Source organism: Pandoraea commovens (assembly GCF_024704525.1).
Taxonomy (GTDB): domain Bacteria; phylum Pseudomonadota; class Gammaproteobacteria; order Burkholderiales; family Burkholderiaceae; genus Pandoraea; species Pandoraea commovens.
Window position 1 is genome coordinate 4,064,279 of the sequence record NZ_CP102780.1, and the last position, 16,337, is coordinate 4,080,615.

11 protein-coding genes are annotated in these 16,337 nt (G+C 62.3%); 5 read left to right on the forward strand and 6 right to left on the reverse strand.

Annotation, left to right across the window (positions count from 1 at the left end; all coding sequences use genetic code 11):
* Positions 1-468: 468 nt before the first annotated feature.
* The gene (locus tag NTU39_RS18355; protein ID WP_150666501.1) at positions 469-978 is read right to left on the reverse strand and encodes a DUF2867 domain-containing protein; all 510 of its coding nucleotides are present in this window, start codon (positions 976-978) and stop codon (positions 469-471) included.
* A gap of 545 nt (positions 979-1,523) precedes the next feature.
* Here NTU39_RS18355 and NTU39_RS18360 point away from each other — a divergent pair.
* Entirely contained in the window at positions 1,524-3,764 is a 2,241-nt protein-coding gene (locus NTU39_RS18360) for an NADP-dependent isocitrate dehydrogenase (protein WP_150666500.1), read from the forward strand.
* Positions 3,765-3,935: 171 nt separating this feature from the next.
* Here the strand turns inward: NTU39_RS18360 and NTU39_RS18365 are convergent, their stop codons facing one another.
* The 4 genes from NTU39_RS18365 to NTU39_RS18380 all read right to left on the reverse strand — a co-directional run bounded on the left by NTU39_RS18365 (position 3,936) and on the right by NTU39_RS18380 (position 9,715).
* On the reverse strand, positions 3,936-5,246 hold the full coding sequence (locus NTU39_RS18365; protein WP_150576991.1) for an MFS transporter: 1,311 nt from the start codon (positions 5,244-5,246) through the stop codon (positions 3,936-3,938).
* A gap of 422 nt (positions 5,247-5,668) precedes the next feature.
* A complete protein-coding gene (locus NTU39_RS18370; protein ID WP_257958241.1) occupies positions 5,669-6,898 on the reverse strand; it encodes an arabinose transporter in 1,230 nt (409 codons plus the stop codon).
* Positions 6,899-7,354: 456 nt separating this feature from the next.
* Entirely contained in the window at positions 7,355-8,962 is a 1,608-nt protein-coding gene (locus NTU39_RS18375) for a Na/Pi cotransporter family protein (RefSeq protein ID WP_150666498.1), read from the reverse strand.
* A gap of 102 nt (positions 8,963-9,064) precedes the next feature.
* Positions 9,065-9,715: a TetR/AcrR family transcriptional regulator gene (locus NTU39_RS18380; RefSeq protein ID WP_257958243.1), complete on the reverse strand. Its 651-nt coding sequence runs from the start codon at positions 9,713-9,715 to the stop codon at positions 9,065-9,067.
* Between the two features lie 161 nt (positions 9,716-9,876).
* On the opposite strand from NTU39_RS18380, the gene NTU39_RS18385 reads away from it, so the two are divergent.
* From NTU39_RS18385 to NTU39_RS18395, 3 genes are all read left to right on the forward strand, one after another.
* Positions 9,877-10,716: a metal-dependent hydrolase gene (locus NTU39_RS18385; protein ID WP_150666497.1), complete on the forward strand. Its 840-nt coding sequence runs from the start codon at positions 9,877-9,879 to the stop codon at positions 10,714-10,716.
* 353 nt (positions 10,717-11,069) lie between these two features.
* Positions 11,070-12,110: a porin gene (locus NTU39_RS18390; protein WP_150666496.1), complete on the forward strand. Its 1,041-nt coding sequence runs from the start codon at positions 11,070-11,072 to the stop codon at positions 12,108-12,110.
* Between the two features lie 117 nt (positions 12,111-12,227).
* Complete coding sequence (locus tag NTU39_RS18395) at positions 12,228-13,520, forward strand: NCS2 family permease (RefSeq protein WP_150666495.1); 1,293 nt, start codon at positions 12,228-12,230, stop codon at positions 13,518-13,520.
* Positions 13,521-13,628: 108 nt separating this feature from the next.
* Here NTU39_RS18395 and NTU39_RS18400 read toward each other — a convergent pair whose 3' ends face one another.
* A complete protein-coding gene (locus tag NTU39_RS18400) occupies positions 13,629-14,354 on the reverse strand; it encodes a GNAT family N-acetyltransferase (RefSeq protein WP_150666494.1) in 726 nt (241 codons plus the stop codon).
* 106 nt (positions 14,355-14,460) lie between these two features.
* On the opposite strand from NTU39_RS18400, the gene pdxR reads away from it, so the two are divergent.
* Positions 14,461-16,080, forward strand: a complete 1,620-nt coding sequence (gene pdxR / locus NTU39_RS18405) for a MocR-like pyridoxine biosynthesis transcription factor PdxR (RefSeq protein WP_257958245.1) — start codon at positions 14,461-14,463, stop codon at positions 16,078-16,080.
* The last annotated feature ends 257 nt before the right edge of the window (positions 16,081-16,337 follow it).

Below are 16,337 nucleotides of genomic sequence, written 5' to 3' on the forward strand. Positions count from 1 at the left end.
AATCGCCAACGAGTCGCAGGACTTCGACCTATTGACCAAAGGATACCAGCGAGCAAAAACCACTACTTGACCGATTAGATTTATATAAAATTCAAATACTTAAGATCAAAATGTGAATTCTGCCGGGGAGCAGCTCTGCGGCATGCCTGCTCCCGCGTTGTTCGATCTGCACAACAAAACACGACCTCCAGGTCGGAAGACGCTAGACGCAGCCACGCGCACCAAAGGAGGGCTTGCCCAAGTTAGTCGCAGAGTACAGATCACTGGCAGAAAGCGGCAGGAACTGGGGTATGCATCAGGGTACGCTTGAGGGTATGAAACAGAAAATCAAAACACAACCCTTTGATAATACGGCAGATTAATTTTCAACCTTGGTCGCTGTACCACCACCAGATTCGCGCGACTCGCGCAAGGAAAGGCCCTCAGGCAAATGCCGAGGGCCTTTTTCTTTTTCTGCTCAATCTCTGCTCACACTCTCATATCTCTGACCGCTCGTTCCAAATTCGCCCGAAGGATCACGCGATGAAACGGTGCAATCGTCGCAAGATAGATTCTTCCCAGCCGGTTATGGCAATGCACAACTGTCGCGGTGAGCAACTCGCGCCCATTGGCCGAATCGGTGCGAAGTTGGACGGAAACGCGGAAATCGAGATGCCTGTCATCTGCACCCAGAACCAACTCCGTCGCACTCTTTGAGAGCAGTGGAAAGAAACTGATCACCGGCCCCCGCGCTGCGCCAGCAAGGCCGACGGCGTGAGACGATTTGACGTTGACGGTCACCATCACTGCGTCGCGGACACACAAGAGTGCACGAATCCACCACGCCTGCCGCTCGAACAGGATGCGCGTCAGGACCTCCAGATCGTCGCTGGCCTCGGGCGGCAGTCGAATTGCATACGCGTCTGACAAATCTGCGCCCGCATAGAGCGGTGCAATTGCGCTGTCGCTAGGCATAGGCACGGCGCGCGCTTTGGTCATGAGTGAAGTCACGAGTATCGAGAAGTAGGCGTAACAACGGTGAGCATGCGAGTCAGACTACACCGATCCCATGCTCGCGTATGCGGCACATGACCGCACCCTGGATGATGACGCTGCCGGGAAGTTCGCTGCTGCACCGGCCTCACGTGGTCGACCCCGCCGACACTGCGATGTTCGGACTCGGCGTGACCGCGTACGGTGCGCTCTGGAACCGGATTTCCTCGTGTCTCGACGACGGCTTTAGTGGCGTTTTTCATAGATTATTACTATCGAAAAACCAAATCCATCCAAACAACCCTCATCAGAAGGCCCTCCTTCCCTGCCAATTCCCACACCCCTGCCCCAGCCTGCGGGGTTTTCAACGGCGAGATGGGCACTTCCGTGCCAGTCTTATATAAGACCCAAGCATTCACATTACGAAAAGGCATTTCAGTTTTGCACCCGACCCGTGTCACAATCAGGGAAAATTTGTCATGGCTTGCGGACTGTGACCCAGTCGGCGGCGTTCCCCCACCTTTTCCTGATTCTTGAATCCGAGACCAGCGATGAGCACGCAGCAACCCAGCATCATCTACACCCTGACCGACGAAGCTCCGCTTCTCGCCACCGGCTCCTTCCTCCCGATCATCCGCACGTTCACCGCTCCGGCGGGCGTGGCGGTCGACACGAGCGACATCTCGGTCTCGGGCCGTATCCTCGGCGAATTCCCGGAATTCCTGACCGAAGAACAACGCGTCCCGGACAACCTCGCCGAACTCGGTCGTCTGACGCAGGATCCGAACACGAACATCATCAAGCTGCCGAACATCAGCGCATCGGTGTTCCAGCTCCAGAGCGCCATCAAGGAACTTCAGTCGAAGGGCTACAAGATTCCGGACTTCCCGGAAGACCCGAAGACCGACGAAGAGAAAGCCATCCAGAAGCGTTACTCGAAGTGCCTCGGCTCGGCCGTGAACCCGGTCCTGCGTGAAGGCAACTCGGATCGTCGCGCACCGCTCGCCGTCAAGAACTACGCCAAGAAGCACCCGCACAGCATGGGCGAGTGGAGCATGGCTTCGCGCACGCACGTCGCGCACATGAAGCATGGCGACTTCTACCACGGCGAAAAGTCGATGACGATCGACAAGGCTCGCGACGTCAAGATGGAACTCGTGACGAACAGCGGCAAGACGATCGTCCTCAAACCGAAGGTCTCGCTGCTCGACGGCGAAATCATCGACAGCATGTTCATGAGCAAGAAGGCGCTGTGCGACTTCTACGAAGAACAGATGGAAGACGCACGCAAGACCGGCGTCATGTTCTCGCTGCACGTGAAGGCCACAATGATGAAGGTCTCGCACCCGATCGTGTTCGGCCACGCCGTGAAGATCTTCTATAAGGAAGCCTTCGAGAAGCACGGCAAGCTGTTCGACGAACTGGGCGTGAACGTCAACAACGGTCTCGTGAACCTGTACGAGAAGATCGAAGCGCTGCCGAGCACGCAACGCGAAGAGATCATCCGCGATCTGCACGCCTGCCATGAGCACCGTCCGGAACTGGCGATGGTCGACTCGGCCAAGGGCATCTCGAACCTGCACGCACCGAACGACGTGATCGTCGACGCATCGATGCCCGCCATGATCCGTATCGGCGGCAAGATGTGGGGCGCCGACGGTCGTCCGAAGGACACGAAGGCCGTGATCCCGGAAAGCACGTTCGCTCGTATCTATCAAGAAATCATCAACTTCTGCAAGACGAACGGCGCATTCGATCCGACCACGATGGGTACGGTGCCGAACGTCGGCCTGATGGCGCAGAAGGCTGAGGAATACGGCTCGCACGACAAGACGTTCGAAATCGCCGAAGACGGCGTGGCGAACATCGTCGACATCGCCACGGGCGAAGTGCTGCTCTCGCAGAACGTGGAAGCCGGCGACATCTGGCGCATGTGCCAGGTCAAGGACGCACCGATCCGCGACTGGGTGAAGCTCGCCGTGAACCGCGTGCGCAACTCGGGCATGCCGGCCGTGTTCTGGCTCGACCCGTACCGTCCGCACGAAGCCGAACTGATCAAGAAGGTCGAAACGTACCTGAAGGATTACGACACCAACGGCCTCGATATCCAGATCATGTCGCAAGTGCGCGCCATGCGTTACACCCTGGAGCGCGTGATCCGCGGTCTGGACACCATCTCGGTGACCGGCAACATTCTGCGCGACTACCTGACCGACCTGTTCCCGATCATGGAACTGGGCACCAGCGCCAAGATGCTCTCCATCGTGCCGCTGATGGCCGGTGGCGGCATGTACGAAACGGGTGCTGGCGGCTCGGCACCGAAGCACGTCAAGCAACTGGTGGAAGAGAACCACCTGCGCTGGGATTCGCTGGGTGAATTCCTGGCACTGGCTGTCTCGCTGGAAGACCTGGGCATCAAGACGGGCAACCAGCGCGCCAAGATCCTCGCCAAGACGCTCGACGCCGCAACGGGTAAGCTGCTCGACAACAACAAGGGTCCGTCGCCGAAAACCGGCGAGCTGGACAACCGTGGCAGCCAGTTCTACCTGTCGATGTACTGGGCACAGGAACTCGCCGAGCAGAAGGACGACGCCGAACTGGCCAAGCTCTTCGCCCCGCTCGCAAAGCAACTGACCGAGAACGAGAAGACCATCGTGGGCGAACTCGCCGACGTGCAAGGCAAGCCGACCGACATCGGCGGCTACTACAAGCCGGACTTCGAAAAGCTCGAACAAGTCATGCGTCCGAGCAAGACGTTCAACGCAGCGCTGGCAAGCGTCGCCAAGGCGTAAGCCACGGTGTCGTGCCGGGCGGTCCACAAGGACTGCCCCGGCAGCAAGAAATAAAAAAGCGGGTCCACTCACATGGACCCGCTTTTTTTGTCGGCGACGCTTCTTGCATGAAGTATCGCCCCAGAGGGACGGGCAGCGCTGCCGCCCTTCCCTCACATCACTTCGGAACGATCAGCGATTGACCTGTTCCTTCGACTGCGTGAGTGCCAGCACGGCACCCAGTGCGAGCGCTGCCGACACACAGTACATACCGGCGTTCGTGCTCTGCGTCACGTCCTTGAGCCAGCCGATGACGAACGGGCTCACAAAGCCTGCCAGGTTGCCGATCGAGTTGATCATGCCGATGGCAGCCGCCGCGGAGCCGCCGACGAGCAGCGCGCTCGGGTACGTCCAGAACACGGGCATCGTGGCCAGCATGCCCGCCGTGCCGACCGACAGCGCGACCATCGCGAGCGGTACGTTGTTGCCCCAGATCGTGCTCAGGTACAGGCCAACGGCACCGGCGAACGACACTACGGCGAAGTGCCAGCGACGCTCACGCGTGCGGTCCGAGCTGCGTGCCACGGCGATCATGCTGACGACTGCGCAAGCATACGGAATGGCGGTCAGCAGACCCACGTCGAGCGCGCTCTTCACGCCGCTGGCCTTGATGAGCGTCGGGAGGTAGAAGCCGATGCCGTACAGACCCATCATGCAGCAGAAGTAGATCACGGCCATCAGCCACACGCGACCGTTCGAGAACACCGAGGCCACCGATTGCGGTGCCTTGCCCGCGCTGTCCTGTGCAATGTTGTGCTCCAGCACGGCCTTCTCGTCTTCGGTGAGCCACTTCGCAGCGCGAATACCGTTCGGCAGATACATCAGCGTGATCACGCCGAGAATCACCGACGGAATGGCTTCGATGAAGAACAACCATTGCCAGGCCTTCCAGCCGCCCACGCCGTTGAACGCTTGCAGAATCCAGCCCGAGAGCGGACCGCCGAACACACCGGCAACCGGAATACCGATCATGAACAGCGCGTTCATGCGGCCACGGCGCTGCGCCGGGAACCAGTAGGTCAGATACAGCACGATGCCGGGGAAGAAGCCCGCTTCAGCCACACCGAGGAGGAAGCGCACGACGTAGAACTGCGTCGGCGTCGTGACGAACAGCGTCGCCGCCGAGAGCACCGCCCACGAGATCATGATGCGCGCAATCCAGCGACGCGCACCGACCTTGTGCATGATGATGTTGGACGGCACTTCGAAGAAGAAGTAACCGATGAAGAAGATGCCGGCGCCCAGACCGTAGACGGTCTCGCTGAACTGGAGGTCGTTCAGCATTTGCAGCTTGGCGAAGCCGACATTCACGCGGTCCAGATAGGCCGCGACGTAACACAGGAAAAGGAACGGCAACAAACGCCAGGTCGCTTTTGCGTAGGCTTGCGCCTCGATCTCGCGCGTATGCGCGTTGGCTTTGACACCGCTTGCGATAGTACTCATGGTCTCCACTTCGAACTTCGGCTGCCACGCAGCCTGAATTGACTGCAACGTTGCACCCGGACCACTCGCACCGATCACGCTGCCTTACCCACTCGACCGCTCTGAAGACCTCACGATTCCCATGTTGCGAGAATCGATCACGCGCAGGCCCGGAGGCATTGTCTCCGGACGTCGCGCCCGACGGTTAAGTCGTTGTGCGACGCATCTCACCCTGCCATCCCCTTAGGTATTGGGAGGCCGAGGCGGATTGTAAACCATAGGACACCGCTTTAAATGGAACGAACCTTCAGTACATGAACATTTTCTTGAGGTGCGATCTGCGGGCATAGCGTAGGCATTTACAGGCTTCTGCGGGACGACGGAAGGCAACGCCGTGCGCCTCTAGGGTGAGAGAGACAGCACGGCGCTGCATCGACCTCAAATCAGCGCTGACGCGCCCGCAACAACACGATCACGACGACACCCAGCACCGCCGCCACCGCCCCGCACAGGAAGACGGCGCGATAGCCGAACGGGTTGGCCACGGCCCCCGCGAGCGGACCGGTGGTCAGGATGGCGATGTCCTGAAACGCGGCGTACGTGCCGAGGCTCGTGCCACGGCTGGCCGCCGGTGCGCGCTTGACGACTTCAATGCCCAGCGACGGGAAAATCAGCGACGCCCCCGCCCCGGCCAACGCCGTACCCAGCAGCGCGAGCCACGCGACGGGCGCTTGCCAGACGATCAGCAGCCCGATGGCCTCGACGACGAGCGACGCCTGTGCCACTCGCAGATTGCCGAAGCGCTCGGGCCAGCGTCCGCCGATCAAACGCATCAGCACAAACGCCAGACCGAACGCCGACAAGGCAATCGCCGCACCGGTCCAGCGCGACGCCTCGAAGTACAGCACCACAAACGCACCGACCACAGCGAACCCGACACCCTGCAGCGCCAGCGCCAGTCCGGGCAGGAAGACGATACGCAACACCTGCGAGTACGGCAGCGCGCCCCCTGCCTGATGCGCGGGCGCGACGGCAGCAATGCGCGAGATGACGGCCCAGCCCGCCAGCGGCAACAGACAGATTGCGATGGCGACGCCCGCCAGCGACATGCCGCCGTAGAGCGCCAGCCCCAACGGCGCGCCGACCGCGAATCCGCCGAAGACAGCCGCGCCGGTCCACGACATCACGCGGCCCGATTGCGCGGCACCGAGACTGCCGATGGCCCACGTCAATGTGCCGGTGATGCACAGGCTCTCGCCGACGCCGAGCAGCAAGCGGGCGAGCGTCAGCACAGCAAGACGCGGTTCGGCGGCCGCCGAAATCAGGCTCGTCGCGAGCAGCGCGATGCCTGACAGTCCGACGAACACCAGACCGCGCATGAGCGCCACGCGCGCACCGCGCTGATCGGCGGTGCGTCCGGCGAACTTGCGGGTGAGCACCGTGGCGAGCGACTGCACGCCCACGGCAAAGCCCACGATGACGTTGTGATACCCGAGCGTGTCGTGCACGAACAGCGGTACTACGGAGAGCGACATGCCGATGGTCAGGCACGCGAGAAAAACATTGAGCGAGAAGCGCACGAGCAACGCCGTAGCGTTGGCGGGCGCACCCGCCGCCTGATGCGGGGGTTGAGCCCGATCCGAAGATTGGGCCGATGTAGCGGAGGACGACATGCGAGAAAACTCCAAAGGTTACCGGTCAGCGCAAGCCAGTGCCGAATGACACAAATGACACGCGAGCAAAGCCATCGGCGAAACACCGGCGAACGATGAACAAGCCACGAACGACGGACACCAGACGCCAACCGGTGGACGAACGACCGCAAACGGGGCATCGGTATCGAAACAGGCAAATCGGAGGAGGACGGCGCTTATGACGCTCAGAGAACCGAAGACAACGCTGAATGGGTTGCCCGGTAGTTCACGCAGAACGCACGCCCCTCGACCGACGTGCCGGTAGAACCGGCCGCTGTCGCGGAGAATGCGTTGATTCACGTGAACGCTTACGTGACACCGGAGAAGATTTCACCAGATGCCAAGAATCCGTCGCCATTCTAGCCACGCATGTTGCGTTGCGCAAGCGATGGACATGACGCGAAAGCCACACCTCGCGCTCAGCCGGTCAGTCGGTCAATCGATGGGGTCCGTCCCCTTCGCACGACGCGTGCTCGCCTTGACGGTCTGTTGCAACGCACGTCGCAGCGCGCTGTAACGTCGCAAGGCTTCTTCCATCACGGAGATACGTGCGGTGCCCGCCGCGCCGTCGGCCAGCAATTTGGCCTTGAGCCCGCCATACGCCGCCTCCATCGCCGACGCATGGGTGCCGAGCGATTCGCCACCGTCTTCCGGCAACGTGTCGCTTTCCACATGATCGAGCAGCGCGCCCGATTCGCGCAGGAACGCCGCGTAGACGTCCGACATCCCGGTCGCGGTGCTGGTCTGGTCTCGCAACGCGGAAGCTGCCACCGCTTGCTCTGCCGCACTCTCGTAGTAACGTAGTGTGCGCAGCGTGTCGGCCAGTTGCTCGGCGGACGCCGCGCCCATCGCCACGCGACTCATGCGCTCGGCAAACGTCTGGCAGACGCTGCCGAGGCGAGTCACGCACGCGTGCGACTGGGCCAGCACGCCGGAACTCGTGCCGGTCAGCGCGCCACGCACCATATGCCGACTGATCACGCCAAGACGCTCGACTTCGCGTTTGAGCGCCTCGACGGCCAGTTGCGGCACCTGCAACACGTTGTCGTCTAGGAACTGCGGTGCACCCTCGTCTTCCTCGCGCGAGCGAAAGCGGCGCTGCAACCAGTGCAACAGCGGCGTGGTCAGCGGAATCATCAGCAGCACGCCAAGCACATTGAAGGTCGTATGGAAGATGGCAAGCTGGATGGCGGGGTCGGCTTCGCGATGCATCCATTCCATGCCGGTAGCGATGGCGCGGATCATCCACGGCAGCAGCAAGAGCGCCACGACAGCCGCCACCACATTAAAGGCGACGTGCGCCATCGCCGCACGCCGCGCGTTGGGCGTAGCGCCGATGGCCGCGATCACGGCCGTTACTGTCGTACCGATGTTCGCGCCGATCACCACGGCCGCCGCGCCCTGCGCGCCCAGCAGTCCGTTCTGCGCGGCCGTGAGTGTGATGGCCATTGCCGCCGCCGAGGACTGCACGATGCAGGTCAGCACGAAGCCCACGACGACTTGCAGCAGCACATCGAGCGGGCCGGTGCCATCGGGCAGACGAATCATGCCCGCCATGTCGATAAAGGCAGATTGCAGCAGCGAGATGCCGAAGAAGAGCAGGCCGAAGCCCGCGAGCGCATTGCCGATGGCACCGCGCCGGGTGCCCGCGCCCGTCAGACGCAGCGCCACGCCGACAGCGATCATCGGCAGCGCGAACGCATCGATATTGAATTTGAGGCCGATGACCGCGACGATCCAGCCCATCATCGTCGAGCCGAGATTGGAGCCGAACATCAGCCACAGAGCGCCGCCAAGCTTGAGCAGTCCGGCGTTGACGAAGCCGATGGTCGCAATCGTCACGACGGAGGAGCTTTGGGTGATGGCGGTGACGAGCACGCCCGAAGCGAAGGCCTGCCATCGGGTGCGCGTCGCTCCCGCGAGAATGCGTTCGAGCGCAGGCCCGGCGGCGAGTTTGAGGCCATCGGTCATCATCGCCATGCCGATGAGGAAGATGCCGACGCCACCCGCCAGAATGCTGACCGCCTTGACGATTTCACCCATGCAACGCCTTCCTTTGTGCGTACTGCCGGAGCTATCGAAGTGGTGCGCGTCGTCGCCTGCGAGGCGACTGTGGAATCTACTGTCGGCCCGGCGGCTGTGCCGTCAGGCGTCGGCGCGCAACAGGCCCCAGCATAACCGGTAAAGCTCGTCCTCAAATTCTGGAGTGCCAAGCAACGGGGAGTCTTCGAGCACGGCCGAGCGCAGTGTGCCCATGAATGCGCGCGTGAGCACAAAGACCGTGGCGGTGGTCGGCGGACGCATTCCCGGCGCATCGCGGCGCGACATGGCGACAGCGATATGCTCGGCCGCCTCGCGCATCGCCTGCATGATGTTCTCGTGATGGTCCATTTGCCACGCCATCTTGATGAGCGAGCGCTTCACGCGTCCTCCCGAACCGAAGGCTTCGATCAGCATGCGGATGCGCTCGCGAATCACGCGCTCAGGGTCTGCACCTTCATCGGCGGCGCGTGCGAGAAATTCGTTCTGCTCGTCCATTACGCGACGCCGCTCGCGCGCAATCATTGCCAACAGAATCGCTTCCTTGGTAGGGAAGTACTGATACAGCGTGCCAATCGAAAAACCGGCCTTCTTGGCGATGCGATTGGTCGTGAGCGCCGCCTCCCCTTCTTCGTCGAGAACCTGAGCTGTGGCCTCGAAAATGGTCTCGACGGTGTGCTGCGCGCGTGCCTGCGTCGGCCGCTTTCGCATGGCGGACGGGGCATTCGGGGTGGCGGGCGACTTCGGTGTGGACATAACTGAAAACCTGAGCAGGAACTGAGCGAGAAGCGAGTTGCGGCATGACGCCTGAAAAATGAATAATGCTCACATTCGGTATGAATTTCAAGAGACGGCGTCATGGACGTCACATTCATCGCATCCGACATTCGTCTCGACTGCCAGAGAGGTCTGCCATCATGAGCAACGACATTTCCGCGCTGACCGTGCGCAAGCTGACGGTCGATCTGGCCAGTGGCTTCGAGCGCCATTGGCACAGCGGCGACGCTTACCGCACGATGTACTACAACGCGCTGTCGATGAGTTTTCCCGTCGGCGAGCAGTCGTTCATCGACTCGGTGCGCGACACGATGGACCGTCTGCCTGACGACGCGCGTTACGACAAACTGCGCGCCGACATCGCACAATTCATCGGACAGGAAGCGACGCACCGTCATCTGCACGGCCAGTACAACGCGCAGCTTGCCAAGCAAGGCCTGGTGAATCATTGGGAGAACTGGGCGACGTCGCGCATTCAGTGGGCGCGGCGCCGCAAGCTGTCGCCGATGTACATGCTCGCCGTCACGGCTGCTTACGAGCATTGCACGGCGGTGTTCGGCGACGGCGCACTGCGCTACGACCGCTGGCTCGCGAAGGCGGAGCCGAAGATGCGTCTGATGTGGCGCTGGCACGCGGCCGAGGAGACCGAGCACAAGGCGGTGGCGTTCGACCTGTATCGCGCGCTGGGTGGCAGCGAGCGCCAGCGGGTACTGACGTATCTCTACGTGCTGTTCATGTTCGGGCTGGAGAGCCACGCGCAGACGATCAACAATCTCTGGCGTGACGGCACGCTCTTCAAGCCGAGCACGTGGTGGGGATTCACGACGATGTTCTTCGGTCGCGACGGCGTCATCTGGCGCACCACCGGGCCGATGCTCAAGTACATGCTGCCGTCGTTCCATCCGAATCGTCACGGCGATCCGGCGCTCGCGCAGAACTGGCTCGAAGCGCATAACGCGAGTTGGCGCGCGGTTCGGTAAGCACCGTCGACGACGGCGGCTTGCCTTAAGCCGCCATCAAATTGAGAGCGGATATTCGCGTCCAGAGCGCGGATATCCGTTTTTTTTCGCGCCCGCAAATTGCGCTGCGCAAGAGGTAAACCGCCAGTGTTAACCCGAAAAGTGTGACGGCAACAACGGAATAACGAGTATCAACGCAGCGTGATATGTCGTATGAGGCACCTTGATAATAATGATCACGCCTCAAAGCAACACCGATCCCCGCGCAACGCGAAGTCAGTGTGTCAATGACTCAGGCGTGCCCCCTTGCACCCTTCGGTGAAAAGAGCAGTTCAGAGGCACGCACAAACTAAAAACGAGACGGAGACACATTCATGAGCAAGGCAGCAAGTTGGCTGCGGGGCACGCTCGCCCTCGCAATTTGCGGCGCGGCGGGCGTCGCGAACGCACAATCCAGCGTTTCCCTTTACGGTCAGGTCGACGCGTGGGTCGGCGCGGCCAAAGCCCCGGGCGGCGACCGTGCGTGGACGCAGGCCGGCGGCGGTATGTCCACGTCTTACTGGGGTATCAAGGGCGCCGAAGATCTTGGCGGTGGCCTGAAAGCGATCTTCACGCTCGAAGACTTCTTCCTGCCGCAGAACGGCAACTACGGCCGCTTCACCGGTGACAGCTTCTTCTCGCGCAACGCGTACGTCGGCCTGCAATCGGACACGCTGGGCACGATCACGATGGGGCGGCTCACCACGTCGTACTTCGTGTCGACGATCCTGTTCAACCCGTTCGTCGACTCCTACACCTTCAGCCCGATGGTCTACCACACGTTCCTCGGTCTCGCGGGACAGGGGATCGTCGGCGACTCGGGCTGGAACAACGGCGTGATGTACGCCACGCCCGACTACAAGGGACTGGGCGCAAGCTTCTCCTACGCCTTCGGCAACAAGGCAGGCGAAATGGGGCAGAACAAGTGGAGCGCTGCGGCCATGTACTTCCACGGCCCGCTCGCCGCGACGCTCGCCTATCAGCAGGTCAAATTCGACTCGACGCCCGACGATCAGGCCGGTATCACCGGCTTTCGCAATCAGCAGGCACTTCAGGCCGGTCTGACGTACGACTTCAAGGTGGTCAAGTTCTTCGGTCAGTACCAGTACATCAAGAACACGATCACGGGCGGCAATCTGACGTCCAACGGCGGCCAGCTCGGCTTTACCGTGCCGCTCGGCGGGGGTAATGTGATGGCGTCTTACGCTTACACGAAGAACTCCGGCGCGAACAACGCCAGCCGGAATACGTGGGCCATCGGCTACGACTACAACCTCTCCAAGCGCACCGATGTGTACACGGCCTATCTCAACGACAAGGTTTCCGGGCTGGATGCCGGGAATACTTTCGGGGTGGGCATGCGCATGAAGTTCTGACAGACTCGACGCAAGCAGTCGCCTGACAAAATCAGTGGCACGGGCTCGCGCGCAGTACAATGCGCGCGCCCCCGCTGCACACGGACAACGGCATAACAAAGTCACAAGGAGAGCGCGTTGCTGACCAAATTCTTCAAACTCGAGGAGCATGGCTCCAATGTACGCACCGAAATGGTGGCGGGTCTGACGACCTTCCTCACCATGTCGTACATCATTTTCGTCAACCCCAACATCCTCGGCACGACGGGCATGGACAAGAGTGCCGTGTTCGTGGCGACCTGTCTTGCAGCGGCGATCGGCTCGGTGGTGATGGCCTTTGTCGCCAACTACCCGATCGGCATGGCGCCGGGTATGGGCCTGAACGCCTTCTTCGCCTTCACGGTCGTGGGCGCGATGGGATACACGTGGCAACAGGCGCTCGGCGCGGTGTTCATCTCAGGGTGTCTGTTCATCATCCTGACCGTGACAGGGGTGCGATCCTGGCTCATTGCCGGGGTGCCCAAATCGTTACGATGTGCGATTGCAGCGGGTATCGGTCTGTTCCTCGCCATCATCGCGCTCGGTAACGCTGGCGTGGTCGTCGCCAACCCGGCCACGAAGATCGGTCTGGGCGATCTCCACTCGCCGCAGGCACTGCTCGCCATCTTCGGCTTCTTCCTGATCGCTGTGCTCGACGCGCTGCGGGTTCGCGGTGCCATCCTGATCGGCATTCTGGCCGTCACGGTGCTCTCGATGGTGCTGGGTCTGAACCAGTTCCAGGGCGTGTTCGCCATGCCGCCGAGCCTCTCGCCGACGTTCCTCCAGCTCGACATTCCGGGCGCCCTGCACGCCGGTTTTGTCCACGTCATTCTGGCCTTCGTGCTGGTCGAAGTGTTCGACGCGACAGGTACGCTGATGGGTGTGGCCAAGCGCGCCGGTCTGCTCGAAGGCACGCATTACAAGGGCTTGGGACGCGCGCTCTTCGCCGACTCCATCGCTATCTTCATCGGCTCGCTGCTGGGCACGAGCAGCACGACGGCTTACGTGGAAAGCGCTTCGGGCGTGCAGGCGGGTGGCCGCACGGGTCTGACCGCACTGACGATTGCCGTGCTGTTCATCCTCGCGCTGTTCATCGCCCCGCTGGCAGGCTCGGTTCCGGCGTACGCCGCGGCACCGGCACTGCTGTATGTTGCAGGTTTGATGCTGCGCGAACTGCTCGACGTCGAGTGGGACGACATCACGGAAGCCACGCCGGCCGCCCTGACCGCGCTGGCCATGCCGTTCACGTACTCGATCGCCACCGGTCTGGCGTTCGGCTTCATCTCGTACGCCGTGCTGAAGTTGTTCACGGGCCGTGCGAAGGACGTCCACCCGGCAGCGTGGGTGATCGCCGTGCTGTTCGTGTTGAAGTACGCCTTCTTCCCGGGCTGATCGACCCGAGGTATCGTCACCGTCGATTGGGACGGTTCCGATAACAAGCAACAAGCAAAACGGCCCGCCGGGGATTTCCCGGCGGGCCGTTTTGTTTTGACGTCGCCGTTATGCCCGGGCAGCGGAGATCAATGCCGCAAGTCCCGAGCGATGTTGGCCCTGCGCGTCGAAGTTCTCCGGCGAGAGCCACTGCTCGAAGCCCCGGCTGATCGCAGGCCATTCCGCATCGGTGATGGAAAACCACGCCGTATCCCGGCTGCGCCCGCGATAGACGATGGCGTTGCGGAAGATCCCTTCGAACGTGAAACCGTAGCGGGCCGCCGCACGGCGCGAGGGCGCATTCAACGAATCGCACTTCCATTCGTAGCGCCGATAGCCCAGCTCGTCGAACGCGCGGCGCATCAGCAGATATTGCGCCTCGGTGCCCGCACGCGTGCGCTTGAGCAACGGCGAGTACGCCACGTGCCCGACCTCGACCACTCCGTTCGCCGGGTCGATGCGCATGAGCGCGAGCGTGCCGACAGCTTTGCCCGTCTCCAGATCGACGATGGCGTGATGCAGCGGATCGGTGGACGCCGCGAGCTTCGTCGCATACGCGTAGTAGCTGTCGAAGTCAGGGAACGGACCACCGCTCATGTAAGTCCAGTCGCGCCCGTCCGGCGCGGTGGCGAAGGCGTCGAAGAGATCCTTGGCGTGACGCTCGACGTCGATCGGCTCCAGACGGCAGTACCGGCCGCTCACCGGCGTGCGCGGGGGCTGCGCGCGCGGCTTCCAGTCGGGCAGCGCCGGGCCGATGGGCTGGTCGTAGTCGTTGAAGTTCGGTGCGTCGGTCATGGCTCTCTCGTCTCCGGCAATTGGATGGGCATTTTGATCATCAAGGCTAAATTATCGCGCCAGTGGTACGATGAAAAGCACCACTCCTCGCAAATCTCTTGGTGCCATGACATCCGTAGCCAAAACGCGCGCCGACTCAACGCCCCCGGCACCTGCCTTTGCACCGGAAAACGTTGCCGCCCTGTTCGATAGCCCGCTTGCCACGGGACCGGGGCGCAACGTCTCACTCCAGAAGCAGCTCCTGACGCGACTCAAACACGCCATTCTCGAAGGACGTCTGCCTGCGGGTGCACGTTTGCCAGCCTCACGCACGCTCGCGGAAGACCTCGCCGTGTCGCGCAACACCGTCTCCATCGTCTACGACCAGCTTGCTGCCGAGGGTTTCATCGTCCCGCATCGGCTCGGCACGCGCGTCGCGCAACTCTCGCTCGATCCGCACATTGCCGCGCAAGCAGCGCTCGTGGCGAAGTCGAACGCGCGGGATGTCGCGCCGACGGACATTGCACCGGAAGTCGTGACCGCACCGTCACCGTCACGCCGCATTCAACGCCTGCCCGCCACCCGGCACGCCGCACGCGCGGGTGAAACCCCGCTGCCGTTCACGCCCGGCGTGCCCGCGCTTACCCGCTTTCCAGCAAGCACATGGCGACGTACGCTGGAGCGCGTCATGCGTGAAGCGCAGCCCCGTCACTACAACTATGGCGATCCGCTGGGCGAGCCTGCGCTGCGTGAAGCCATTGCCGACCACCTGCGCATTTCGCGCGGCGTACGGTGCGACGCCTCGCAGGTCGTCATCACGGAAGGTGCGCACGAGGCGCTGATTCTCTGCGTGCGGTTGCTGACCGACCCGGGCGACACGGTGTGGATGGAAGACCCCGGCTATCGGGGCGCGAAGGCCGCTTTTCATTCGAGCGACGTGCGATTGCAGGCGCTGCGTGTGGACGACGAAGGCATCGTGATTCCCGACGGCTTGTGGGAGCGCTCGCCGCCGCGACTGGTGTACGTCACGCCGTCGCACCAGTACCCGCTCGGCAGCGTGTTGTCGGCATCGCGCCGTCTCGATCTGATTGCACAGGCGCGGCGTCACGGCGCGTGGATTCTGGAGGACGACTACGACAGCGAGTTTCGCCATCAGGGCGAGCCGATTGCTGCGATGCAGGGGATGGTGCCGGACGCGCCCGTGGTCTATGTCGGGACCTTCAGCAAGACGATGTTCCCGGCACTGCGTCTCGGGTTTCTGATTCTGCCGACCGCACTCGCGACGCAGGCCCGCGACGCGCTCGACGAACTCCTGCGCGGTGGCCATCGCTTCGAACAGCTGGCACTCGCCGACTTCATCCGAAGCGGGCAGTTTGCGCGCCATCTTGGGCGCATGCGGCGTTTGTACCGGGAGCGTCAGACGGCATTGCGCGACGCGCTGGCCACGCACTTCGATCCGGCATACGCGGTGATTGGCGAACGCTGCGGACTCCATCTGACGGTGCGGCTGGACGCGGCCTTCCCGGACAAAGCCATCGTGGAAGCCGCCCAGCGCGAAGGGATCGGCCCTCGCGCGCTATCGAGCTTCGCACTCGATCCGCAACCGGCGGACAACGGGCTTGTGATCGGCTACGGGGATACGGACGCGTCCCGCATCCCCGGATTGATCAAGCGGCTGGCGGCGATTGTCGCAGCCGCCGGGTTAACGTCGGCTGGGTCGGCTGGGTCGGCCGGGTCGGCCGGGTAAGTTCTCAGCGCTCACGGCAGACGAGCGTTGGGTCGGGACATTGACACTCGTCATCGTCCCACGGTGGGCACAGTTGGTACGGTGAATCGGCTGCCTGCACTCCGGGAAGCTCAGCGGCTTGTATCGTCGGAATTTGTGTCCAAAGCGCCGCCGAGATCAACCCGGCACGCATCATCCAGTTCTGTTTCATTTCACACTCCTAAGATGAATGCCCGTTGCGATGAGCAAGGGCGCTCGCAGCAACCCTGCGCGACGCG